At 67.5% G+C, this 25,016-nt stretch carries 22 protein-coding genes; 18 read left to right on the forward strand and 4 right to left on the reverse strand.

The features are described 5' to 3' along the window. Positions 1–104 precede the first annotated feature (104 nt). The gene (locus tag AC1DDO_RS20110) at positions 105–2,111 is read right to left on the reverse strand and encodes an ABC transporter ATP-binding protein (RefSeq protein ID WP_476868693.1); all 2,007 of its coding nucleotides are present in this window, start codon (positions 2,109–2,111) and stop codon (positions 105–107) included. After that, positions 2,108–3,847 carry an ABC transporter ATP-binding protein gene (locus AC1DDO_RS20115; RefSeq protein WP_476972595.1) on the reverse strand — a complete coding sequence of 580 codons (1,740 nt, stop codon included), beginning with the start codon at positions 3,845–3,847 and terminating at the stop codon, positions 2,108–2,110. The genes AC1DDO_RS20110 and AC1DDO_RS20115 overlap by 4 nt, the downstream gene beginning before the upstream one ends. A gap of 168 nt (positions 3,848–4,015) precedes the next feature. Here AC1DDO_RS20115 and AC1DDO_RS20120 point away from each other — a divergent pair, with 168 nt between their 5' ends. Next, positions 4,016–4,396 carry a VOC family protein gene (locus AC1DDO_RS20120; RefSeq protein ID WP_476868695.1) on the forward strand — a complete coding sequence of 127 codons (381 nt, stop codon included), beginning with the start codon at positions 4,016–4,018 and terminating at the stop codon, positions 4,394–4,396. 37 nt (positions 4,397–4,433) lie between these two features. Here the strand turns inward: AC1DDO_RS20120 and AC1DDO_RS20125 are convergent, their stop codons facing one another. Both AC1DDO_RS20125 and AC1DDO_RS20130 read right to left on the reverse strand, forming a co-directional pair. Further along, positions 4,434–5,057 carry a dihydrofolate reductase family protein gene (locus tag AC1DDO_RS20125; RefSeq protein ID WP_476868696.1) on the reverse strand — a complete coding sequence of 208 codons (624 nt, stop codon included), beginning with the start codon at positions 5,055–5,057 and terminating at the stop codon, positions 4,434–4,436. Positions 5,058–5,193: 136 nt separating this feature from the next. Beyond that, positions 5,194–6,114 carry a 2-hydroxyacid dehydrogenase gene (locus AC1DDO_RS20130; protein ID WP_476868697.1) on the reverse strand — a complete coding sequence of 307 codons (921 nt, stop codon included), beginning with the start codon at positions 6,112–6,114 and terminating at the stop codon, positions 5,194–5,196. 136 nt (positions 6,115–6,250) lie between these two features. Here AC1DDO_RS20130 and AC1DDO_RS20135 point away from each other — a divergent pair, with 136 nt between their 5' ends. From AC1DDO_RS20135 to AC1DDO_RS20215, 17 genes are all read left to right on the forward strand, one after another. Next, entirely contained in the window at positions 6,251–7,171 is a 921-nt protein-coding gene (locus tag AC1DDO_RS20135; RefSeq protein ID WP_476868698.1) for a serine hydrolase, read from the forward strand. Between the two features lie 519 nt (positions 7,172–7,690). Continuing rightward, entirely contained in the window at positions 7,691–8,356 is a 666-nt protein-coding gene (locus AC1DDO_RS20140) for a response regulator transcription factor (protein WP_476868699.1), read from the forward strand. Positions 8,357–8,408: 52 nt separating this feature from the next. After that, positions 8,409–9,950 carry a sensor histidine kinase gene (locus AC1DDO_RS20145; RefSeq protein ID WP_476868700.1) on the forward strand — a complete coding sequence of 514 codons (1,542 nt, stop codon included), beginning with the start codon at positions 8,409–8,411 and terminating at the stop codon, positions 9,948–9,950. Between the two features lie 234 nt (positions 9,951–10,184). After that, positions 10,185–11,450 carry a glycosyltransferase family protein gene (locus tag AC1DDO_RS20150; RefSeq protein WP_476868713.1) on the forward strand — a complete coding sequence of 422 codons (1,266 nt, stop codon included), beginning with the start codon at positions 10,185–10,187 and terminating at the stop codon, positions 11,448–11,450. Then, positions 11,437–12,657, forward strand: a complete 1,221-nt coding sequence (locus tag AC1DDO_RS20155; RefSeq protein ID WP_476868701.1) for a glycosyltransferase — start codon at positions 11,437–11,439, stop codon at positions 12,655–12,657. Before AC1DDO_RS20150 ends, AC1DDO_RS20155 begins: the two co-directional genes overlap by 14 nt. Continuing rightward, entirely contained in the window at positions 12,654–13,829 is a 1,176-nt protein-coding gene (locus tag AC1DDO_RS20160; RefSeq protein WP_476868702.1) for a glycosyltransferase family 4 protein, read from the forward strand. Before AC1DDO_RS20155 ends, AC1DDO_RS20160 begins: the two co-directional genes overlap by 4 nt. An 86-nt stretch (positions 13,830–13,915) precedes the next feature. Continuing rightward, positions 13,916–15,712 carry an ABC transporter ATP-binding protein gene (locus AC1DDO_RS20165; protein WP_476972596.1) on the forward strand — a complete coding sequence of 599 codons (1,797 nt, stop codon included), beginning with the start codon at positions 13,916–13,918 and terminating at the stop codon, positions 15,710–15,712. 79 nt (positions 15,713–15,791) lie between these two features. After that, positions 15,792–16,922: a phosphotransferase gene (locus tag AC1DDO_RS20170; RefSeq protein ID WP_476972597.1), complete on the forward strand. Its 1,131-nt coding sequence runs from the start codon at positions 15,792–15,794 to the stop codon at positions 16,920–16,922. Between the two features lie 204 nt (positions 16,923–17,126). Continuing rightward, entirely contained in the window at positions 17,127–17,963 is an 837-nt protein-coding gene (locus AC1DDO_RS20175) for an alpha/beta fold hydrolase (protein ID WP_476972598.1), read from the forward strand. A 165-nt stretch (positions 17,964–18,128) separates the two neighbouring features. After that, entirely contained in the window at positions 18,129–18,626 is a 498-nt protein-coding gene (gene uraD, locus AC1DDO_RS20180) for a 2-oxo-4-hydroxy-4-carboxy-5-ureidoimidazoline decarboxylase (RefSeq protein WP_476972599.1), read from the forward strand. Next, entirely contained in the window at positions 18,623–19,003 is a 381-nt protein-coding gene (gene uraH, locus AC1DDO_RS20185; RefSeq protein ID WP_476972600.1) for a hydroxyisourate hydrolase, read from the forward strand. The genes uraD and uraH overlap by 4 nt, the downstream gene beginning before the upstream one ends. Before the next feature lie 490 nt (positions 19,004–19,493). After that, positions 19,494–20,876: an MFS transporter gene (locus tag AC1DDO_RS20190; protein WP_476868708.1), complete on the forward strand. Its 1,383-nt coding sequence runs from the start codon at positions 19,494–19,496 to the stop codon at positions 20,874–20,876. A gap of 68 nt (positions 20,877–20,944) precedes the next feature. Further along, positions 20,945–21,628: a GntR family transcriptional regulator gene (locus AC1DDO_RS20195; RefSeq protein ID WP_476972601.1), complete on the forward strand. Its 684-nt coding sequence runs from the start codon at positions 20,945–20,947 to the stop codon at positions 21,626–21,628. Then, a complete protein-coding gene (locus AC1DDO_RS20200; RefSeq protein WP_476972602.1) occupies positions 21,625–22,431 on the forward strand; it encodes an aspartate/glutamate racemase family protein in 807 nt (268 codons plus the stop codon). Before AC1DDO_RS20195 ends, AC1DDO_RS20200 begins: the two co-directional genes overlap by 4 nt. Before the next feature lie 27 nt (positions 22,432–22,458). Then, positions 22,459–23,928, forward strand: a complete 1,470-nt coding sequence (locus AC1DDO_RS20205) for an amidohydrolase family protein (RefSeq protein ID WP_476972603.1) — start codon at positions 22,459–22,461, stop codon at positions 23,926–23,928. Between the two features lie 8 nt (positions 23,929–23,936). Next, positions 23,937–24,668 (forward strand): maleate cis-trans isomerase family protein, encoded by a 732-nt coding sequence (locus tag AC1DDO_RS20210; RefSeq protein ID WP_476972604.1) that lies wholly within the window; start codon positions 23,937–23,939, stop codon positions 24,666–24,668. 159 nt (positions 24,669–24,827) lie between these two features. Next, positions 24,828–25,016, forward strand: a 189-nt coding sequence (locus AC1DDO_RS20215) for a hypothetical protein (RefSeq protein WP_476972605.1), incomplete at its 3' end; no start/stop codon positions are given.

The following is a 25,016-nucleotide window of genomic DNA, read 5'->3' on the forward strand; positions in this document are numbered from 1 at the left end:
GTTGAGGCCTAAGACCCGCAGCGACCGGCGTCACCGCCTCCTGTCGCACCTTGGCTCGCCCTCTCGTGGGTCCCCTCTGACGGCCATGCAGGCCAGCAGGACAGTTAAACCTCCGCCACAGGAGCCGCGAACTGCGCCTCATACAGGGCCGCATAGGCCCCACCCGCGGCCAGCAGCTGAGCATGGCTTCCCTGTTCCACGATCTGGCCGGATTCCATCACCAGGATGAGGTCGGCGTCGCGGATGGTGGAGAGACGGTGGGCAATGACAAACGAAGTCCGGTCGCTCCTCAAGGCGCTCATCGCCTTCTGCACCAGGACCTCGGTGCGGGTGTCCACCGAGCTCGTCGCCTCATCCAGGATCAGCACGGACGGCCGGGCCAGGAAAGCCCTCGCTATCGTGAGCAACTGCTTCTCGCCAGCCGAGACATTGGAGCCCTCGTCCTCCAGGACGGTGTCGTAGCCCGCCGGCAGGGACCGGACAAACCGGTCCACGTAGGTCGCGCGCGCGGCTTCCAGGATCTCGTCCTCAGTGGCAGAAGGCCGGCCATAAGCGATGTTGTCCCGAATCGTCCCGCCGAACAGCCACGTATCCTGCAGCACCATGCCCATCCGCGAGCGCAGCTCGTTGCGGGTCATCGCGGTGACGTCCACGCCGTCGAGCGTGATGCGGCCGGCGTCGAGCTCGTAGAAGCGCATCATCAGGTTCACCAGGGTGGTCTTGCCCGCGCCGGTGTGCCCCACAATGGCAACGGTCTGGCCCGGCTCCGCCACCAGAGAAAGCGAAGTGATCAGCGGCTTGTCCGGTGAGTAGGAGAAGGAGACGTCCTCGAACACCAGCCGCCCCCGGCCCCCGTCAGGCGAAGAAGAGGGAGAAGGATCAGGGCCCTGTTCCTCGGTATCCAGCAGCTCGAACACCCGCTCGGCCGAGGCCACGCCGGACTGCAGCAGGTTCGCCATGGAGCCCAGCTGGGCCAGCGGCTGGGTGAACTGCCGGGAATACTGGATGAACGCCTGCACATCGCCCAGCTGCATCGCCCCGGAGGCCACCTGCAGGCCGCCCACCACGGCGATCCCCACGTAGACCAGGTTCCCGATGAACGTCATGGCCGGCATGATCAGGCCGGAAATGAACTGCGCGCCGAAGCTCGCCTGGTACAGCTCCACGTTCTTCTGCCGGAACCGCTCCTCCACCTCGCGCTGCCGGCCGAAGACCTTCACCAGCGCGTGCCCGGTGTACGTCTCCTCGATCTGCCCGTTCAGCTCGCCGGTGTGCTTCCACTGCGACACGAACAGCTTCTGCGAGCGCTTGGCGATCACCGCCGTCGTCACCAGCGTCAGCGGAATGGTCACCAGCGCAATCAGCGCCAGCGTGGGCGAGAGCAGGAGCATCATCACCAGCACGCCCACCACGGTCAGCAGCGAGGTCACGGCCTGGCTGATGGACTGCTGCAGGCTCTGGGAAACGTTGTCGACGTCGTTGGTCACCCGGCTAAGCACCTCGCCGCGCTGCACGGAATCGAAGTAGCGCAGCGGCAGCGCGTTGATCTTCGCCTCGATCCGCTCGCGCAGCCGGAACACCGTGCGCTGCACGACGCCGTTGAGGATGTACGCCTGCAGCCAGCCGAACACCGAGGCCAGCACGTACAGGGCAACCGCCCACAGCAGCACGGTGGCCAGGGCGGTGAAGTCGATCCCCGTGCCGGGCGTCAGCGTCATGGCGCTGAGCATGTCCGCCTGCTGGGTCTGCCCCGCGGCACGCAGCTGGGCGATCACCTGGGCCTGGGTCTCACCGGGCGGCAGCTGCTTGGACACGACGCCGGCGAAGATCAGGTTGGTGCCCTCGCCCAGCAGCCGGGGCCCGATCACCGAGAACGTCACGCTCACGACGGCGAGCAGCAGTACCAGCACCAGCCACAGCCGTTCGGGCCGCAGCTCCCCCAGCAGCCGCCGGGCCGACGGGCCGAAGTTCATGGCTTTCTCTGCCGGGATGTTCATCCCGGCAAACGGTCCGCCACGGCCGGGTCCGCCGGCGGGGCGGGGAATCCGCAGCGGCGCCTGCGTCGGAGCAGCGGCGGGGGCCGGCGTGGGCGCCTTGTCGGTGCGGCTCATGCTGCCTCCTCCGCCGCGAGCTGGGAGTTCACAATCTCCTGGTACGTCTCGGACGTTTCCAGGAGCTCGGGGTGCGTGCCGTGCGCGACGATCCTGCCGCGGTCCAGCACCAGGATCTGGTCCGCGTCCACGATGCTGGAGACCCGCTGGGCGATGATCACCAGCGTGGCCCCGGCCGTGTGCCGCTTGAGCGCCTGCCGCAGCCTGGCGTCCGTGGCGGTGTCCAGCGAGGAGAAGGAGTCGTCAAAGATGTAGAGCTCTGGCTGTTTCACCAGGGCCCGGGCGATGGCGAGCCGCTGCCGCTGGCCGCCGGAGACGTTGGTGCCGCCCTGCGAGATCGGCGCGTCCAGCCCGCCCTCCAGCTCCTCCACGAAGTCCTGCGCCTGCGCGATGGCCAGGGCCCGCCAGATCTCGTCCTCGGTGGCGTCCGGTTTGCCGTAAAGCAGGTTGCTGCGCACCGTGCCGGAAAACAGGAAGGGCTTCTGCGGGACCAGTCCGATGTGCCCCCACAGCAGGTCCGGGTGGAGCTCCCGGACGTCCACGCCGTCGATCCGCACCGAGCCGGACGTCGCATCGAACAGCCGCGGCATCAGGTTCACCAGGGTGGTCTTGCCGGAACCGGTGGCCCCGATGATCGCCGTCGTCTGCCCCGCCCGGGCGGTGAAGCTCACGTCCGAGAGCACCGGCTGCTCGGCACCCGGGTAGGCGAACCCGACGTCGCGCATCTGAAGCTCGCCCCGGCCGCTCCGGCCGGCAAAGCTGACCGGATGCAGTGGCGGCCGGACGCTGGACTCGGTCCCGAGCACCTCGCTGATCCGGTCCGCGGAAACGGAAGCGCGCGGGATCATGATCGCCATGAACGTGGCCATCATGACGGACATCAGGATCTGCATGAGGTAGCTCAGGAAGGCGATCATGGTGCCCACCTGCATGGAGCCGTCCTCGATCCGGAATGCGCCGAACCAGATCACGGCCGTGCTGGAGACGTTGAGCACCAGCATCACGGTGGGGAACGCGAGTGCCATGAGCCGGCCGGCGCGCAGCGCGCTGTCCGTGACGTCCTCGTTGGCGCGGGCAAAGCGCGCGGTCTCCACATCCTCCCGGACGAAGGCCCGCACCACGCGGATGCCGGTGAGCTGTTCGCGCAGCACCCGGTTGACGGTGTCGATCCGGCCCTGCATGAGCTTGAACAGCGGCACCATCCGGATGATGATCGACCCCACCCCAATCAGGAGTACGGGCACACTCACGGCGATCAGCCAGGACAGCTGCACGTCCTGCCGGATGGCCATGATCACGCCGCCGATGCAGAGCATGGGCGCCGTGACCATGAGCGTGGCGGACATCAGGACCAGTTGCTGGACCTGCTGGACATCGTTGGTGGAGCGGGTGATCAGGCTGGGCGGGCCGAAACGGGTGACTTCCTGCTCGGAGAATTCGGCCACCCGCGTGAAGATGGCCCCGCGGACGTCCCGGCCCAGCGCCATCGCGGCCTTCGCGCCGAAGTAGACGGCGGCGATGGTGCAGGCGACCTGCAGCAGGGTGATCATGAGCATCATGCCGCCGATGCGCAGGATGTAGTCGGTGTTCCCTGTCGCGACGCCCTGGTCGATGATGTCCGCGTTGAGGGTGGGAAGGTACAGCGAGGCGATGGACGCCGCCAGTTGGAAGACGACGACGGCGAGCAGCAGCCGCCGCTGCGGCCTCAGGTATTCGACAAGCAGTTTCCAGAGCATCCGGTCTCCACTTCACGCGTCACGGGCTGTTTCGCACAGAACGATGTGACGGTCAGTCTACGTCCGGCCGCCGGGAGCTAGCTGGGTTTCTCTCAGGGCGAATCGGAGTGTGTCCCCGCGGCAGGCATATCAGTTGCCGGGCTTTGCGGGCGGGTGTAGCTTGGCCGGATGCTGAGCATTGGCTCGATCGTGATCCGGGTGGACAACCTCGAACGCCAGATGCGTTTCTGGCAGACCGCCCTGGGCTACGAGCCGCGGTACGCACCCGACGGCGACTTTGTGATCCTGGCGCCGACGGACGGTGTGGGCACCTGCATCTCCCTGGACCGCGTCCCGGCCGCCGTCCAGGTGCCGCCGCGCCTGCATCTGGATCTGTACACGGACACCCAGGGCGCTGAAGTGGACCGGCTCCTGGCCCTGGGCGCCACGCGGGTGGAGTGGAGCAAGCGGCCGGCGGACGCCGACTATGTGATCCTTGCCGATCCGGAGGGCAACAGGTTCTGCGTGGTGGACACAGCCCGGCCGGAGAATTCACCCGAGAACCCGTAGCCCGCAGCGGCGGCCCGCCTGCCCCTCCTGACCTTTCCTAAGCCTCCTGATCGACGTCCGACATGTCGCCGACGCCGGGCGTGCCCTCGGCGAGGGCGTAGCGCTGCATCACCGCACCCTTTGGCGAGGCGACCACCGGCTCGATGAGCCTGAGGTTCGTCGGAACCACCCCGTCGGCGAAGACCTTCTTCCCCCCGCCGAGGAGGATCGGATACACCCAGAGCGTGAGCCGGTCGAAGAGCCGCTCTGCGAACAGGGTCTGCACGAAGTCGAGACTGCCGATGACGTGGGTGTTCGCGTGCCGGTCGCGCAGTTCGCGCACGGCGGCGGCGACATCAGGGCCGAGCAGTGTGGAGCCGGCCCACTCCAGGGCAGGCGCCTGGCGCGAGGCCACGTATTTCGGGAGGCGGTTGAACAGCCGCGCGATGTCCCCGTCCGCGTGCGGCCAGTACGCGGCGAAAATGTCGTAGGTCCGGCGCCCCAGCAGCAGCGCATCCATCTCCGCCATTCCGGAGCCGACCTGTTCGTCGACGACCTCGTCCCAGAGAGGCGCCTGCCAGCCGCCAAACGCGAAGCCGCTGTCCGGGTCCTCGTCAGGCCCGCCTGGCGCCTGCGCAACGCCGTCGAGCGTGGTGAACAGGTCGATATGGATCAGTCCCATGCCGTGCTCCTTCGCTGCCGCCCGTCGTCGTCTTCCGGCGATGGGATCACTTCGAGGCTGGCACAGGATCCCCTGCGGAGCAACGGTTCCCGCACGGCAACGGGCATCAACGGCTCGGCCGTCCTGCCTGTCCCGATCAGCCGCCCAGCACCACGTTCGCGGGCGGTTCGCCGGCCAGCATGAGCCCGATCTGGCGCTGCAGCAGCCGGCCCATCCGGGGGCGCATCGCCGAGCTCGCCCCGCCCACGTGCGGGCTGATGATGACGCCCGGTGTCCGCCACAACGGGTGGTCCTGCGGCAGGGGCTCGGGATCGGTGACATCCAGCGCGGCGCGGATCCGTCCGGAGCCGGTGTGCCGGACCAGGGCGTCCGTGTCCGCCACCGGTCCGCGGGCCACATTCACCACCAGGGCGCCGTCCGGCATGGCCGAGAGGAACGCGTCGTCGATCAGGCGCCGGGTGGAGTCGCTGAGCGGGACCCCCACCACCACGATGTCGTGCTCCGGCAACAGCGCGTGGAGTTCCTCGATGCCGTGGATGGGACCCCGGTCGTCCGTTCTCGCCTTGCTGGCCACCCGGGTCACGGACGTCTCGAAGGCAAGGAGCCGGTCCTCGATCGCCTTGCCCACCCCGCCGTAGCCGACGATCAGGACCCGCCGGTCGGCCAGGCTGGCGGTTGGCCTGGCGTCCCACCGGCCCTCCTGCTGGCTCTGGACCAGGCGGGGCAGCTCGCGCTGGCTGGCGAGGATCAGCGCGAGCGCCAGCTCCGCGGTGGAGGTCTCGTGCACGCCGGCCGCGTTGGCGAAGATCCGGCCGGACGGCAGGAACTCCGCCACGCCGTCGTACCCGATCGACTGGCTCTGCACCAGGGCCGTGTCCACCGCCTCCAGGCCTTGCAGGACCTGCGGGCCGCCCATGTAGGGCGGCACCACGATGTCGATCCGCGGCACGGGCGGCTCACCGGCGAGGTCCCATTCCAGGATGGTGACGTCCGGGTGCGGCTGAAGGTATTCACGCAACGCGGCGTCCGGCAGGCTGACAGTAATTTTCCGGGTCATGAGTGCCAGCGTAGTAGACCGGCGAGCGGGATTTTTGGCCAACTTCGGCGCTCCCCCGCGCGCTCCGTGGACTTCACCCCCGGCCGGGCCTAACGTCAGAGGCACCACCCCCTGCCGAGCCCGGAAGGCCACGCACATGACGAATCCGGTGCCCAGGCCGGCCGCTCCGACGCACCGCAGGAACCTGGTGCTGGTGTGGGCCGTCACCGCGCTGGTGCTGGCCGCCGTCGTGGTCCTCGGCGTCTTCCGCACCGCCCCGCCGGGCAATACTTTCTCTGGCGGCGGTTTCCTGGCCGGCAGTCTCCTGACCGCCGCCGGCAGGCAGGCGCCGAACCCGTCCCCCACGGCGACGGCGGCCCCGGCGCCCGCCGTCGACCTCCCCGCCGAGATCCAGCGGATCATCGGTGAACACCCCGACCACAGGATCGGCGTCGCCGTGGTGGATACCCACGACGGCCAGCTGCAGAGCTACGGCGACGTGGCACTGTACACGGCGGCAAGCACAGCGAAGGTCCTGACCGCGGCCGCCTACTACCACCTGGTGGAAACCGGCGATAAGTCCCTCGACGCCCCGATGGGCTCGTTCAACGCCGCGTTCCAGCTCAAGGCCATGATCAACACCAGCAGCGACGACTCCTGGCTGCTGCTGATGAAAGACATCGGCTACCCCAACCTCACCGCCTACGCCGCCACCCTCGGCATCACCTACGATCCCGAGCAGAACCTCCTGGCCCCGCCGGACATGGCCCGGCTGCTCCAGCAGCTCGCCACCGGCAAGCTGCTCAACGCCGGCCACACCGCGGAACTGCTCGGCTACATGCAGCACACCAATGACGAGGACCTCATCCCGGCGGCCGTGGACCCCGGCATCACCGTCCACCACAAGTACGGCGTAGTGCAGGGCTACGTCCACGACGCCGCCCTGCTCAGCGCCGGGGACCGCTCCTACGCGGTGGTCATCTACACGTGGGGACCGGACGACGCCGACAGTGCGGCCCGCCTCGACCTCATCCACGATCTGACGCACCAGGTCACCGGCGCCCTGTTCCGGCAGTAGCGGTGTTCAGTTAGTAGAGGTGTTCAGTTAGCAGTGCTGCAGCGGCGTGACATGGCGCCGTGCAGCTGTGCGGGAGCTGTTAACAGACTGAATTTCCACCAATCAAAGGTGGCGCACGCTCCATTACAGGGGCAGGATGAAAGAAGCGGGAATAGTCTCAGCCGCAGCTGCCCGATGGAGCCCCCACCGTTGGGCCGTCCTCTGGAGGAGCACCCAGATGTTCATTCCTTCTGAATCTCGTACCTGTCGTCCCGCCGAAGCAGGGACCTCCGGTCCCGCACGGCCCGCCGCGCCGCCCTGACCGAAGCACGCGCCAAAAAGACAGCGGGCCCCATACCAGGGGCCCGGACCCCGCCCGCACTCCGGGCTGATCGAGGCTGCTGGGGCCTCGGAATTCCTCCCGGCTCGTGCGCAGGAGATGCCGCAGTATTGGGGCAAGCCAGGATCCCGCGCATGATGTCCGCGCGACCGCGCGGCCTACAGGGACTTTCCGGATCCGGGCTTTTCCAGGGAGTCACCTTGATCCGCATCCTCATCGCAGAAGACGAAGAACGCATCTCCCGCTTCATCGAAAAGGGACTGCGCGCCGCCGGCTACGCGCCCACCGTGGTCGCCGACGGCGTCACGGCCGTGGACTACGCGTCCAGCGGCGAATTCGATCTCCTGCTCCTGGATATCGGGCTTCCCCGGCTGGACGGCTATGCCGTCCTGGCGGCACTGCGCCGCGGCCAGGTGGGCATCCCGGTCATCTTCCTCACGGCTCGCGGATCCTCCACGGACACCGTCGCGGCGCTGGAGGGCGGCGCCGACGACTACATCGTCAAGCCGTTCCACTTCGAGGAACTGGTGGCCCGCATCCGTGCCCGGATCCGCAAGGGGGACTCCGGCGATCCACCGTCGACAAACGTGATGCGCTACGGGCCCCTGGAGCTGAACCTGCTCACGCGCACCGTCAGCGTCGACGGCAGGATGGTGGAGCTCTCCTCCCGCGAATTCTCCCTGGTGGAAATGTTCCTGCTCCATCCCGGCCAGGTCCTGAGCCGGCAGCAACTGCTCAGCCACGTATGGGGCTACGACTTCGACGGCACTTCCAATGTGGTGGACGTGTACGTGCGCCAGTTGCGGAGAAAGATCGGCGCCGAGCGCATCCTCACCACCCGCGGCGCCGGGTACCGCCTGAGCTAAGCAGGTCTTCGCGGTACGTGAAGGGACAGGGATGTCTCAGGAAAGGAGCGCAGTGACCACGTCGGACGAACATCCAGGCGGGAGCGGCCAGGCCGCGCCGCCCGCTGGGTCCGCTGCGCCGGAAACCCAGGACCCGTCCGGCTGGGGCGCAAAGATCCACTCGGTGCGTTTCCGGGTGGTGGCCGCCATGTTGGGCATGATGCTCGCCGGGCTGGTCACCGCCGGGCTGGTCACGTTCGTGGTCCAGTTCCAGGATTCTGATGCCAGGGTTGACCAGGCGATCCTGGACAAAGCCAACGCCGTGGTCAGGCTTGTCCAGACCAAAAAGCAGACGTCCGGGGACTATGCGAACAGGACGTACATCAGCGCGCTTCGCGAGGCCGCGGAAGATATCGAGCCCCGCAGCAACGAGGTCATGGCCGGAATCGTGGACGGGCGCGTGGCGTGGACCGTTGAGGGCAACGGGGACCACGCCCTTCTGAACAACACCATGTTCGCCGACGCCGTCCAGCTCAGGAGTCCAATGGGCGCCTCCTTCGGAGAGCTGAACGCGGACGGCCGCCCGCTGAGGACTGTGGTGGTGCCCATGAAGGGCGCCACCGGGACCTTCTTCCTGGTTGGCCGGGACGCCGGCGACCAGCGCGAGCATAACGCCGACTCGGTCCGGACGTACTCGCTGGTGGCCCTCGCCATGCTCATGGCGGCCGCTGTGATCGGCGGGATCGTTGCCGGCCGCCTGCTCGATCCGCTCCGCCGTATGCGCGAGGCCTCCAGGGCGGTGGGCCCGGAAGACCTCACGCAACGGGTGGAAGTCCGCAAGGGCGAGGACGACGTCACACTGCTCGCCAAGACCTTCAACACCATGCTCGAAAGGCTGGATGAAGGCGCCCAGCAGCAGCAGCAGTTCCTGGACGACGCCGGCCATGAGCTGCGGACCCCGCTGACCATCCTCCGTGGGCACCTCGAGCTCGTGACGGTGGATGACCCGGACGACGTCATTGCCACGCGCGACGTGCTGCTGGACGAGGTGGACCGCATGCAGCGCCTGGTGGACGACCTCCTGCTGCTCGCCAACTCCGGCGATCCCGGCTTCATCCGGCGTGAATCCGTCCGGATCCCGGAATTCATGGACCAGGTCATGGAAAAGGTGCACGTCCTGGCCGAGCGCAACTGGCAGATCGATGAAAAGGCCGACTACGTGGTGGAGGCGGATCCGCAGCGCCTCACACAGGCCCTGGTCCAGCTCGCCGCGAACGCCGTCAAATACACCGGGCTTTCCTCCACGATCGCGCTGGGTTCCCGGATTGAGAGCCCAGCGGCAAACGACGGGGCCTCGCGCCCACAACAGGACACCCTGGTGCTGTGGGTACGCGATGACGGCAGCGGAATCGCCGCGGAGGACCAGCAACGGATCTTCGAACGGTTCGGCCGGGCGCACACGGGCCGCGGCGAGGAAGGTTCGGGACTGGGCCTTGCAATCGTCGCGGCAATCGCCCAGGCGCACGGCGGCGTGGCCACCGTGGAATCCGAATACGGCCACGGCTCCACCTTCCTGATCAAGATCCCCCTGCAGGCCGCCAACGTCCGCGTCTGACTGAGCCGCGGCTGTTCTGGTTCGCTAATCTGGCGGCTGATAAGCGCACGGCCGCAAAGTCCGGCCCTTTGATGAGGAATCCTTAATCTTCCCCTCATCCCATCCTCACTCTTGGGGCGCAGGCTGATGAATATCATCAGACAGCGCCGGCACCGGACCCATTTGTGATCAGAATCAGTTGCGATCACCGCTGTGTCCCGTGCATCGGGGGCGGGAGGATTTGCTGTGGAGCCAATGCGGATCGTGCTGTACTCACATGATTCAGTGGGCCTGGGACATGTGCGTCGGAATCTGGCGCTGGCCCACGCACTGACCAATCAGCTGCCCGGGCTTATCGGCCGCCCAGTAACCGGAATCCTCATTACCGGCACAGCCCTGGCCCCGGCGTTCCTGCTGCCCGAGGGGTGGGACTGGGTCCTGCTGCCCGGCGTGGCGAAGGGTTCCTCGGGCTACCTGCCCAGGAACCTGACGCTGCCCATGCAGGAGCTCGTGCCGCTGCGGGCCAGGCTGCTGCAGGCAACGCTGGCGGGTTTCTCCCCCCACTTGGTGGTGGTGGACCGTCACGCCACCGGCGTCCACGGCGAACTCGAAACGGCATTACGGCGCGCACGCACGGCCGGGCCGGTCCGCGTGGTGCTCGGCCTCCGCGAGGTCCTTGACGCGCCCGCCGCGGCCCTCGCCGAATGGGCCAGGGTAGGCGGACCCCGGGTGGTCAAGGACCTGTTCGATGCCATCTGGGTCTACGGCGATCCCGCCGTCCACGATCCCGTCGCCGCCGGCGAAATACCGTTCACCCTCCGGAAGCTCATCCGATACACCGGCTACCTCGCCGAGGGCCGCCCCGCGGCCTCTGGCACCAGCTGCATGCCCGGGCAGTACTACATGACAACGGTCGGCGGAGGCTCGGACGGTTACGCCCTGGCCAGTGTCGCCGTCGCCGCGCCGGTCCCTGACGGGCTGGGACACCTGGTGGTCGCCGGACCTCAGATGCCCGCCGAGCAGCTCAACGACCTCCGGAAGCAGGCCCGCCCCGGCGTCAAGGTGGTGGCAGCCGTGGATGACCTCGTGTTCCACATCCGGCACGCCAGCGCCGTCGTCGCCATGGGCGGCTACAACACGGTGTGCGAGATCATGAGCACCGCGGTTCCCGCGCTGATCGTGCCCCGCACGCAGTCGCGCGCCGAGCAACGGATCCGGGCCGCGTCCCTGGCCGCGGCAGGGTACTTGGAGCAGCACGAGATCGGCACGCTCACGCCGGAGATCCTGGCCGACTGGCTGGCCGCCCGGATCGGCACCACCGTGGACCGCCGTCGTGCGGTGCTGGACGGCCTGATCCGCGTTCCTCAACTGGCCGCAGAACTGCTGAGGCCGCTGGCCGACTCCGACCAGTTCGGCACCGAAGTTGCCACGTCCGATCAGTTTGGGGCCGATGAGTTCCAGCCGGACGAAAGCATCGCCACAAGGCGCGCGAAGGGCGGTGCGAGCCGTGTCGCCGTCTGAACCGGGGACCGCCTACGTCCTCAAAATGTATCCGCGATTCTCCGAAACGTTCATCGTTGCGGAAATCCTGGCCCGCGAAGCGGCGGGGGACCGGATCGAGATCTTCTCGCTCCTGCCCACCAACGACTCACGGTTCCACCCCGAGCTCGCCCGGGTCCAGGCACCGGTGACCTACATTGACCGCCCCATCAAGACGATAGCCCTGTGGGAGGCCCTCCAGTTGGCCGAGGAGGCGGGGCTCACGGCCGCCCTTGGCCTGAACTTCGCCAAACTCGCCGCGGCGACGGCGGACGAAGCAGTCCAGGCCATCAACCTGGCCACCGCCTTGCAGGGCCGGAACATCCGGCACATGCACGTCCACTTCGCCTCGGGCGCCACGACGGTTGCCCGGCTGGCTTCCTTTATTACCGGCATCCCCTTCTCGTTTACGGCCCACGCCGTGGATATCTTCCATGAATCAGTCCAGGACGAGGATCTGCGGCTCAAGCTGGAGCAGGCCCACCACGCCGTGACCATCAGCCAGTACAACATGCGCTACTTGCGCCGTCGCTTCCCGGGCTCGACGTCCCGGCTCCATCTGGTGCGCAACGGGCTGGAGCTGGAGCGCTTCCCTTACCGGGAGCCCCACCCGCTAGGAACCACCCTGCGGATCGCCGCCATCGGCCGCCTGGTGGAGAAGAAAGGCTTCCAGCATCTGCTGCCCGCGGCCGCGGAACTGCTGGACCAGGGGGTCAAAATGGACCTCCGGATCGCCGGGACGGGGCCCATGGCCGAGGAGCTGGAGGCCAGCATCGATCAGCTCCGGCTCCGCGAGCACGTCCGCCTCCTCGGCCCCCAGACCCAGGACCAGGTCCACGAGCTGCTCCACTCCACCGATATCTTCGTGGCGCCCTGTGTGATCGGCGCCGACGGCAACGCGGACGGCATGCCCACGGTCCTGCTCGAGGCCATGGCAACCGGCGTCCCCTGCGTCAGCACATCCGTCACTGGGATCCCCGAGGTGGTCCGGAACGGCTCCACCGGAGTCCTGGTCCGGCCGGGCAACCCGCACGTCCTGGCCCGCGGCATCCGCACGCTCAGCTCCCCCGCCACGGACAGGGTTGCCATGTCCCGCAATGCCCGCGCCCTGATCGAGGAGGACTACGACGTCCACCGCCAGGCCGAGATCCTGAGGTCCCTCTCCCGTTCGGAAAGGAGAGTCGCATGACACGCGTGGCATACCTCTGCGCCGACCCCGGCGTGCCTGTTTTCGGCACCAAGGGTTCCTCGGTGCACGTCCAGGAAATCGTCCGGGCGTGGCGCGGGACCGGCGCCGCCGTCACGGTCTACTGCACCCAGATCGGCACGGAGCGGCCCAGCGATCTTGCCGATCTCGACGTCGTCGAAGTCAGGCCGGAATCCGTCCCGGGCCCCGCCCGGGAACGGGCCGTACAGGACGCCGCCTTGGGCCTGGCGGACGAGGTCCTGCGCAACGGCTGCGGGCTGTTCTACGAGCGCTATTCGCTGTTCAGTCCGGCGCTGTCCGTGGTGGCGCGCATCCTGGACGTGCCGTCAGTACTCGAAGTCAACGCCCCACTCATCGAGGAGCAGCAGCGGTACCGTCAGTTGCTTGATGTGAAGAAGGCTGAGACGGTTTTCCGCCGCAACGCGGCAACGGCCGACGTCGTGGCCTGCGTCTCGGATCCCGTGGTGCACTGGGTGCGGGCGCGGGTGCCGACCGCCAGAACCGTGCTGGCAGCGAACGGCGTGAACGTCGACCGGATTTCGGCCCGCCGGCCCGGGCGCCGGAATCCGGATCACCTCACGGTCGGGTTTGTCGGAACGCTGAAGCCCTGGCATGGTGTCCCCGGCCTGCTGCACGGTGTGGCCCTGGCCAACCAACAGACGCTTGACCCGGGCCTGCGCTGGCAGGTCCAGGTGGTTGGTGACGGCCCCGGACGGAAGGATCTCGAACGCCTCGCCGAGTCTCTCGGCGTGCCAACGGTGTTCACCGGCGCCGTTTCGCCGGCTGCCGTGCCCGGACTCCTGGCAGAATTCGACGCCGCCGCCGCCCCCTATCCCCCGGACGCCCCCGGCGAGGACGATTACTTCTCGCCGCTGAAGGTCTTTGAGTACATGGCGGCCGCGCTGCCCGTGATCGCGAGCGCCGTGGGCCAGATCCCATCCATCATCCAGGACGGCCGCACCGGAATCCTCGTGCCGCCCGGGGAGCCGGCCGCACTCGCGAATGCCCTCATCCGGCTCGGCGAAGACCCGAACCTCCGGGAGAGGCTCGGGCTCGAGGCCCGCAGCGACGCTGTGCAGAGATTCAGCTGGAGCGGTGTGCTGTCCCGGATCACCGAGGCCCTGCCGCCTGCACGCAGACTGGCCAGGCAATGACCACCGCTGCCAGGCATTCATACCCCCGTAGCTGGCGAACACTGTGGCGAAGGACCGGCACCAACGCGTCCTCCGAACCCACTCCGATGCAGCGGACCTTGCGCTGCATCCGCCCGCATCTGCGCGGGCACAGGCTGCTCATCACCTGGGGATTCATTGCCATGGCCGTGGAAATCCTCTTCCGGCTTCTTGAACCGTGGCCCGTGAAGATCGTCCTCGACTCCGTCTCACACTCACTCGGCGCCAATCTGCGCAGGTCCCCGCTCAGCGTGGAGGCAAGCTCCGAGGTGCTGCTTCTCTGCGCCGGCGCAATAGTTGTCATCAGCCTGATCCGGGCCGTGGCAAGTTACTTTTCCGCGATCTCGTTTGCCCTCGTGGGTACCCGCATTTCCTCCGAACTACGCGCCCGGACCTTCCGCCACCTCCAGAGCCTGTCGATGCGCCACCACAGCCACGCCTCCACCGGCGACACGGTCCAGCGGCTCGTAGCGGACGTATCCCGGCTGCAGGACGTGGCAGTCACAGCAGGGCTCCCTCTCATCGGCAACATCGTGTCGCTGATCGCAATGATGATCATCATGCTCTGGCTCGATCCTTTTATCGCTCTGGTGACGTTCCTGTCCATCGGGATATTCATTTTGTTTTCCCGTAAGAGCTCGGGATCGATTACCACCGCGGCCCGCAAATCACGCAAGGGCGAAAGTGCCCTGGCCACCACAGCCGCACAAACCCTGGGAGCAATGCGCGAAGTCCAGGCGTATGGACTCGAAGACACCCTCAGCTCGGGCTTCGGCAAGAGCAACCAGGCAGCGTCTGGCTCGGGGGTGGCCACGCTGAGGCTGTCCGCCAGCCTGCAGCGGAAAACCGACGTCCTGACCGGAATCGCGACGGGGGTGGTCCTGGCTGCCGGCGGATGGAGGGTGATGCAACATGCGATGACCCCCGGAGATCTGACCGTTTTCCTGTTTTACCTGAAAACCGGGATGAGGCCGCTCAAGGATGTGGCCAGGTACACCAGCCGCATCGCCCGCGCGACGGCCTCCGGGGAAAGGGTGGCCGACCTGCTCGACGCCCAGAGTGACGTTCCCGAGTCACCGAACGCCGTCGCGCTCAAGAGCCCCCACCCGGACGTCGTGTTCGACAACGTCTGGGCCGGCCACTTCGACGGGGCTTCGGTGCTCAAGGGAATCACCCTGACCATACCGGCGGGTCAGCACTGCGCCGTTTTGGGGCCCTCCGGGGCAGGGAAGTCCACGCTGGCAAGCATGATCCTTCGGATGGTGGACCCGTGGGAGGGGAGTGTCAGCCTCGGAGGGGAGGACCTGCGGGGCCTGACCATCGCTTCCGTGCGTTCCCATGTCTCAATCCTGCTCCAGGACTCCGTGCTGTTCGGAACTTCGGTCCGGGAAAACATCAGGTTCGGCCGCCTCGACGCCACCGATGAGGAGATCGAAGCCGTGGCAGTCCTTGCCCAGGCCGACGGTTTCATCCGCGCACTGCCCGAGGGCTACGAAACTGTCCTCGGCGAGGCGGCCAACGATCTCTCTGGCGGACAGCGTCAACGGCTGGCCGTCGCCCGCGCCATGCTCCGCAAGGCCCCCATCGTGATCCTGGACGAGGCGACGGCCGGTCTTGATCCGGCCTCCCGGGATTCGGTCCTGGACGCCCTGGACACACTCACCGAGGGCCGGACCTCCATCACCATTACCCACGACGTCAACTCGGCCCAATCGTGCGACCGGGTGATCTGGCTCGAAGACGGCGAGATCCTCGAAGATGGGGCGCCGCAGTCATTGCTGGTCGATCCGGACTCCCGCTTTGCCGGCTGGGTCCACCGGCAGCAGATGGCAGAACCGGGCGAACTGTTCAAGGTGCCGAAATGAGCATGGCCCCGCAGGGACAATGGTTGCAGGCGCAGCGGCCGCCGGACTGGCATATCCGCCGAGCCCCGGAGTTGATCGCATGAGCTGGCACTCGCCGGTCCCACGGTCGGCCGTCGACTCTTCCGGGCAAACCTGGAAGATCCACCGGGTGTGGCCGGACAGCACGGTCGGCGACTACATCCTGGAGGTCGTTGCGCCGGGGCAGGCCGGCGTCCGGGGAGGCGTGCTACGCGGCGGAGTGTTCGAGCTGTTGCCCGCGGACGATCCCGGGCTTCCGTCCCTGCGGGCCGAGGCCCGGCGCGGGGAACTGGTGTCCTACCGGCCGCACATGCGCGCCGTCGTCCGGACCGATGCTGGCTACATCAAGGTCTTCCCGCCCGGCGGTGCGATTGTGCCCGCCGAACGCTGCGCACAAACCAAACTTCTCCTGGACCCCGAGACCTTCACCGCACCCAAAGTTCTGCGGAACTCTCCGGACGTCATCGTCTTCAGCGCCGTTCCCGGCCAGCCCCTGGGGGATTTGGGCGACGACACCGCGGGTCTCAGCGATGAAGAGTTCGACCGACTGTGGGAGAGATGGCAGCACGCTTGGACCGCCCAAGTGGGTAGCTCCGCCGGGCACGCAGCCCTGGCCGCGTTGCCCGCCCATTCCCCGGAGGTGGAGGTCGCGGATCTGCGGCGCTGGGTGAACCGCTGGCTGCGGCACTACAACGACATCCCGGAAGCCGCATCCCAACGCGCCACCCTGAGCGCACGGGCCGACGACGTGATCCGGAACCTGCTCCGGACCGCGCCGGATCCTCTGGTCTGGGCGCACGGGGACCTCCACGACAAGCAAATCCTCGCCGCCGGCGGCCCCTCGCCGCTGGGCCTGCTGGATTTCGACGATACCGCCCAGGCCGAGGCCGCACTGGATCTGGCCAACCTGGACGTTCATTTGGAACTGAGTGCCCGCATACCCTGCATTTCGCCGGACCGGTATCTGGCTGCCCACACGCGGATCCTGGCCGCCGCGGAAGAGCTGCACGTCAGCCCGGACCGGTTCCATGCTTATTCCGGCGGCGCCTGGCTTCGGCTGGCCTGTTCCCCGTTTCCAAAGCGCTCGGCAAGGGCCCTGGCTGTGCTCGACGAACGTGCCGCGCATATTCCGCTCGAGTCCGGCCTCCTGTCCAGCTTCGCAAGCGAGGCTAGGGAAGCCGGGGGCCGCTGACATCGGCTGGCACCCGCCCGTCCCGGCCGCAGTGGCCCGCCCTGGCGGAGGAGTTCCCCATTCCGGATGGTGAGCAGACACTGGCAGCGGGGGTCACGGCCGCTAGAGTGGGGCACACGTACTGACTGCACCCTGCACCGTATTGTTTCGCAGGGCTTCGCACGGCACTGTTTCGCACGGCACCGCACCGGGAGGACCGCTGGCATGGCTTACATCAAGGTTGGAACCGAAGACAGCACAGATGTCGAGCTCTACTACGAGGACCACGGATCCGGCCAGGCCGTGGTCCTTATCCATGGCTACCCGCTGGACGGCTCGTCCTGGGAAAAGCAGACCACGGCCCTCCTCGGCGCCGGCTACCGGGTCATCACCTACGACCGCCGCGGCTTCGGGCAGTCCAGCAAGCCCACCGGGGGCTACGACTACGACACCTTCGCTGCGGACCTGAACACGCTCCTGAACGACCTGGACCTGAACGACGTCGTGCTGGTGGGCTTCTCAATGGGCACCGGCGAGGTGGGCAGGTACCTCGGAACCTACGGCTCCGCCCGGGTCGCCAAAGCCGCATTCCTGGCCTCGCTGGAGCCCTACCTCCTGCAGGCCGAGGACAACCCCGGCGGCGTCCCGCAGTCGGTGTTCGACGGGCTCCTGGAAGCCGTGACGGCAGACCGGTACGCCTTCTTCACGGAATTCTTCAAGAACTTCTACAACAGTGAGACCTTCCTCGGCACCCCTCGGCTGAGCCAGGAAGTGATGCATGCCGGATGGAACCTCGCCACAACGTCCGGGCCCACGGCATCGGTGGCAGCGCAGCCCACCTGGCTGACGGACTTCCGCGCCGACATCCCCAAAATCGATGTCCCGGCCCTGATCGTGCACGGCACGGCGGACAACATCCTGCCGATCGACGTCGCGGGCCGCCGGTTCGCCGAGGCGCTGCCGAGCGCGGAATACGTGGAGATCGACGGCGCCCCGCACGGCCTGCTCTGGACGCACGCCGCGGAGGTCAACGAGGTGCTGCTGCGGTTCCTCCGGAGCTAGCCGGCGCCCACCCGGGCCCCGTCTTCCGGTTGACACCCGCCACAGGGTACGGTTCAATTTTTTGCATATGCTGAAATAACAGTTCCACGATACGGATACAGTCTGAAAAACTCGTTCGTATAGCCTACGCCGTGGATGCCAGCATTGACACAAAGGATCTGGCACATGCTGTTGGAAGACTTTAACGCTGCCGGACGCGAGGAGGCCGCCGCGGCCCTGCGTCCCTGCCTGGACATTGGGCGGTGGATCGAAGAGATCGTCGATTCCCGGCCCTTCGACTGCACCGAAAACCTGCTCGGGGCCGCCGGCCGCGCGGCGGAACCGTTCACCGACGCCGAGGTGGAGGCAGCCCTTGCCCACCATCCCCGCATCGGCGAACGCGCCGCGGGCAACAGCACGGAGGCCCGGCTCTCCCAGTCGGAGCAGGCCGGCCTGGGCATCCCGGATCCCGCCGTCGCGGCGGCCATCGCCGCGGGGAACCGGAGCTACGAGGAAAAATTCGGCCAGGTGTTCTTGATCCGCGCGGCCGGCCGCAGCCGGGAGGAGATCCTGGCTGCCCTCAACGCCCGGCTCGCCCACACCCCCGAAGAGGAACAAGTGGTGATCGGCCAGCAGCTGCGCGAAATCGCGGTACTCCGAATCGAAGGACTGATCGGCGCATGAGCACCCCCGCCAGCAATCCCCCCGCCAGCAATCCCTCAGCCATATCCCATGTCACTACGCACGTCCTGGACACCGGCTCCGGCAAGCCCGCCGCCGGCGTCGCCGTCACCCTGGACAAGCTCCACGGCGAACGCTGGGAAAGGATCGCGGCCGGCGCCACGGATGACGACGGGCGCGTCAAGGCCCTCGGCCCCGAACACCTGGGCTCCGGAACATACCGGCTGGGCTTCGACACCGGAACCTATTACGCCGCCGCCGGGACCGAGACCTTTTTCCCCGAAGTCACGCTGACCTTCGCGGTGTCCGAGTCGCAGCCGCACTACCACGTGCCGCTCCTGCTGAGCCCCTTCGCTTACTCCACCTACCGAGGCAGCTAGGCCCCGCGCCGCCGCCGGACCCCACGTTGCTCTGTCAGATCGGGCTGCCCTGAAGGCTTCAGGGCAGCCCGATCTGATAGCGCATGCGCTCTGCGCCATGGGACCCAGGCCAGTCACAATCGACATTTTTCCCGTGAACGGGGCCCGCCGGCCCACGCCCCTTGACAGTGCTCCACGTCACTTCTATTCTCAATTTTGGGATCCCAAAACGGGATCCCAAAACAGCAAGCTTGCCGGGCCCCGGCTTCCGCACCTGATCCGCACCTGATCTGAACCTGATCCGCACTTGATCCGCACCTGATCGGCGGACTGATGTCAGCGCTGATATCAGCCCCCTCTATCAACACTCGGCAGCCCGCACACGGGACGCCCCCACGCCAGCCCCCCACGCCAGCACCCAACGCCAGCACCTCAGGCCAGCACCCTGGCCCACGAAACAAACCCTCCCGCATCACTCGCCGGCATTTTTCCTCTCTATCAAGGAGAAGTTGTGTCTCTTCCAAATACCGAAACCGCCAATACCGAAACCCCCAGCACCGACGTCGCAAGTACCGAAACCGCAGGACAACCCACCCGCGCAGGCTCCAAGGACGGCGTGCAACGGCGCACCAGGGTCCGCTGGAAAATGTTCCTGCTCCTGCTGGTCCTCGTCTCCGTGAACTACATCGACCGGGGCTCCATCTCGGTCGCCCTGCCCATCATCCAGAAGGAATTCAACATGGCCCCGGAGCTCGTGGGCCTCCTGCTCTCGGCCTTCTTCTGGACCTACGCCCTCATGCAGATCCCGGTCGGCTGGCTGATCGACAAGTTCGGTCCGCGCAAGGTGATGACCGCGTCCTGCGTCGGCTGGGGCGCCGCGACGGCGGCCTCCGGCCTGGCCGGGGGCTTCCTCACCATGTTCATCGCCCGCCTGGGCATCGGCGTCACCGAGGCCGGGGTCATGCCGGCCGGCGGAAAGCTGAACGCCATCTGGATGCACAAATCCGAGCGCGGCCGCGGCGCCACCATCCTTGACGCCGGGGCCCCGCTGGGCGCCGGGCTGGGCGGCATCCTCATCGCCGGCCTGATCGCCTCGACGGGCAGCTGGCGGACCGCCTTCATCATCGCCGGCGCCGCGACGGTCCTCATGGGCCTCGCCGTCTGGTGGTACGTCCGGGACAACCCCCGCCAGCACCGCGGAGTCAACGACGCCGAGGCCGAGTACATCGAGGCCTCCCACGCCGCCGAGGACGCCGAAGCCGAGCTCGACGGCAGCAAGGGCAAGCGCGCCCTGCTCCCCTACCTGAAATTCCGCTCCTTCTGGGCCATGTGCTTCGGCTGGCTGGGCTTCAACGGGGTCTTCTACGGCCTGCTGACCTGGGGCCCGCTCTACCTGGCCCAGGCCAAGGGCTTTGACCTGAAGACCATCGGCTGGTCCACGTTCGTCATCTTCGGCGCCGGGTTCGTCGGCGAAATCCTCGGCGGCACCATCGCCGACAAGTGGCGGGCCGCCGGCGCCTCGGCCAACCGCGTCATGCGCACCCTCCTGGGCACCTCCAGCGTCGTCGTGATCGGCGGCCTCGTCGGCGTCACCGTCGTGGCGGACCCGACGACGGCGGTGGTCCTGCTCGCCATCGTCATGTTCTTCCTGCGCTGGGTTGGCCTGTTCTGGAGCATCCCCTCCATCCTGGGCGGCCGGACCAACGCGGGCGTCCTGGGCGGCGCCATGAACTTCAGCGGCAACATCTCCGGCTTCGTCACCCCGATCGCCGTCGGACTGATCGTCGGCGCCACCGGCTCGTACACCTGGGCGCTGCTGTACTTCGTGGGATCGGCGATCATCATGGGAGCCTCCGTGCTGACGCTGGACTACAACAAGCGGCTCCCTGTCTAAGCTAGGCCACGCAACACCTGTTCCCGGAGCCGGGAACGCAGTGCCACAAGAACCCGAAATGGAGCACCATGCCTACCGCAGACGAAACCCAGGACAAGGAACGCCCCCTCCGCGAGGCCGTCCGGGACACCCTCCGCACCAGGATCTTCGAAGGGCACTACGTTCCCGGCACCAGGCTGGTGGAACGCGACCTCGCCGCCGAATTCAATGTCTCCCGCCTCCCGGTCCGCGAAGCCCTGCGCATGCTGCGCCAGGAAGGCCTGGTCAGCGACCGCGGCGCGCGCGGAGCCGAAGTCAGCTCGCTCAGCGCCAAGGACGTCGAGGATCTCTTCGACGTCCGCCAGTCGCTCGAAGTGCTGGCCTGCAGGCTGGCCGCGGCCCGCGCCACCCCGGAAGACCTCAGCAACCTCAAAGCCCTGCTGGACGCGGCCGAGGCGTCCCTTGCTAAAGGCGCCATCATGGACGCCCACCGGGCCAACAGCGAATTCCACGATGCCATCACCCGGATCGCGGACAACGGATTCCTCAAATCCGCGCTCGAACCCCTCCAGGGCCGGATGCACTGGCTGTTCCGGCATGTGAGCGACCTCCCCGAACTCATCGAGGAACACCGCGCCCTCTACGCCGCGATCGCCAGCGGGAACCCGGACCGGGCGGCCACCCAGTCGGCGTCGCACATCGACAAATACCGGGAACAGTTTCCGGAGAATTTCCGCCGGACGGAACCCGACCTTCATCGGAAGAAGAAATGAAACTCCTTGTCATCAACCCCAACATCAGCAGCGACGTCACCGCGCTGATCGAATCCGAAGCCCGGCGTTCCGCCTCGCCCGGAACCGAACTGGTGGTCCGAACCGCCGGCCACGGCGTCGAATACATCGAAACCCGCTTTGAAGCGCTGATCGCCGCCGGCGCTGTCGCCGAGATCATCGCCGAGTACACCGGCAGCGCGTCCGGCGGCGGCACGTCGGGCGGCGGCATCGACGGCGTCGTCGTCGCCGCCTTCGGGGACCCCGGCATGCCCGCGCTGAAGGAACTGGCCGATGTTCCGGTCATCGGGATCACCGAGGCGGCCCTGTGCGCCGCCGCCCTGCAGGGCCACCGGTTCTCCATCATCGCCATCTCCGACCGGATCCGGCCCTGGTACCAGGACTGCGTGGAACGGTTCGGCCTCGGCGGCCGGCTGGCCTCGATCCGCTCGATCAACGAGGCCCTCAACGGGATCGGTTCCGTCCAGGAGGACTTCAAGGAGACCCTGCTGGCACTCAGCCGCCAGGCGGTCACCGAGGACGGCGCCGACGTCGTGATCCTCGCCGGCGCGCCGCTCGCCGGACTGGCCCGCGAGCTTGCCGGCCAGATCCCCGTCCCCGTGGTGGACGGCATTTCCGCGGGCATCCAGATGGCCCAGTCCGTGGTCAGCCTCAAGTCAGGGCCGCACCGGTCCGGCGCCTTCGCACCCCCGCCGGTGAAGGCCCGCAAGGGCCTATCGACAACCCTCGACGCCGCCCTCACGACGGCGCAGCAGGCCGCGCTGGCGACCACGCCCACCCACTAAGTAACTTTTCCCCGAAGGAGGACAACGATGTCCCACACCCCAGACCTTGTCATTGCCAACGGCACCGTGGTCAACAGTTTCGGCCGCCAGGAGGCCCACGTCGTGGTTCACGGCGGGAAGATCGTCCAGCTCGTGGACGCTGCCGAGCCCGTTCCGGCCGCCGCCAGGACCATCGACGCCACCGGCCAGCTGGTGATTCCCGGCGGCGTGGACGGCCACTGCCACGTCGCCCAGGTGACCGGGCGGTTCCGGACCCTGGATGATTACCGGACCACCTCCACCGCCGCGCTCTGGGGCGGCACCACCACGATCATTGACTTCGGCATCCCCCGCGACGCCCGCGAGACCCCGCTGGCCGCGGTCCTGCACAAGAAGGAACTGGCACGCGAGTCCCGCTGCGACGTCGCCCTGCACGGCTCGGTGGTCCAGTGGGACGAAACCGTGCCCTGGCAGCTCGAACAGCTCGCCGCCGAAGGTGTCCGGTCCGTCAAGATGTACACCACCAACCGGGGCAGCACCATGGCCGACGGGGACACCATCCTGAAGGTCATGCGCGAGATGGTCCGGCTGGACGGCCTCACCTATATCCACGCCGAACACGATCCCATCATTGCCGACTGCACCCGGCAGCATGCGGACGACGGCCGGATCGGCATCGAACACCTGCACCGCACCCGGCCCGAACTCGCGGAGGAGATCTCGGTCAAGGAGACCTTGGCGATGGCCGAATACACCAACGCGCCCGTCTACTTCGTGCACCAGTCCACGCCGGGTGCCGTGGACCTTGTCACCGAGGCCCGCAGCCAGGGACGGGACGCCTTCTCTGAGACGTGCCCGCACTACCTCACCCTGGACGACACCGTCTACGGCACGTCCTTCCCCGAGTGGTACGCCTGCTGCCCGCCGATGCGCAGCCCCGAGACCGTCGCGGCGCTGCGGGACCGGCTTGCCGCGGGCGCCATCCACACCGTGGCCTCGGACCACTCCTGCTACGACCTCGCGCAAAAGCGCGAACGGTCCGATGACATCCGTGCCATGCCGCACGGCCTGCCGGGAGTGGAAACGCGCATGCCGGTCACCTTCACCGCCATCATGGACGCCGACGGCGGCGCCCGGGTGGAAGACTTCGTGGAAGTCTTCGCCGCGGGGCCGGCCCGGATCAACGCCCTGCCGGGCAAGGGAACCATCGCGGCGGGGTTCGACGCCGACATCGTCGTTTTTGATCCCGCCCAGGAACGCACCGTGGACGGCGGCGCCCTGCACATGGGGACTGACTTCTCGCCGTTCGATGGCCGGACACTCACCGGCTGGCCCGCCGTCGTCGTGTCCGCCGGACGCATAGTGCTGGACGCCGACGGCTTCCATGATCCAGGCCCCACGGGCCGCTTCGTGGCCCGCAACGGTTTCCGCGAACACCAGGCCGCCGCCGCGGCCACCGCGCCCGCTGCCGCGGCGCCCGCTGCCGTCACGGCTTCTGTCTACCCCGCTGCACTCTAGGAGCACCCATGCCTTCCGCAACCCGCCCCACCCGCATCGGCATGATCGTGCCGTCCTCCAACACCTGCCTGGAGCCGCAAAGCTACCGGATCCTCGGCGACCGCACCGACGTGACCATCCACTTCGCCCGGATCCAGGTCACGCGGATCGCCCTGGATGATTCCTCCGACAAGCAGTTCGACGCTTCGGTGATGCGGGCCGCCGCCGAGATCCTGGCGACCGCCGACGTCGACGTCATCGCGTGGAACGGCACCTCGGGCTCCTGGCTCGGCGCCGGCCACGACCGCGAGCTCGTCCGGGGCATCCAGGACGCGACGGGCATTCCGGCCACCACGTCCACCCTGGCCTACATGGAGGCCTTCCGGTCCTTCGGCACCGAGCGGGTCGGGCTGTTCACCCCGTACACGGAGGACGTCAACGAACGGATCGTGGCGTCCTACGAACGGGACGGGATCAAGACCCTTGACCACCGCTTCCTCGGCCTGAGCGACAACGAGTCCTTCGCCCGGGTCTCCGACGCCGAAATGCGGCCCGGATCGCTGGAACTGGCGGCATTGAACCCGGACGCGCTGGTGTACCTGTGCACCAACCTCTACGGGGCCAACATCGCGGAGGAAATCGAGGCGGCCATGGGCGTTCCCGTGCTCGACTCGGTGGCCGTGACCCTGTGGCACTGCCTCAAGATGGCCGGCGCCCCGCTGCTCTCCCCGCGCTGGGGCAGGCTGCTCGCCTCGGCCTGACAAAAGCAACGCGGGGTCAGGTACGGCCCATCCCGGACCCCCGAATGGGCGGCATCCGACTCCGCGTTGTCCGTGGCACCCGATTGTGACTGTCCGGCCGCCTTGACGCCCGGGTTGCCGCCTAGATAATCTCGAAATGCAAGAAAGTTTTTTCACATAATGAAAATTACTGGCCGCCATTCAATGATGAAGAGTGAGGTGGACGTGGCTGCAGGAGAAGATACCTCCCATATCCTCAGCGGGTTGACAAACCAGCTGCCTGATCGTGATCCGGAAGAGACCGCCGAGTGGCTGGAGTCCCTGGATGCGCTGATTCAGGAACAGGGCACCGAGCGTGCCCAGTACATC

This window comes from Arthrobacter sp. 10N43 (assembly GCF_056394525.1).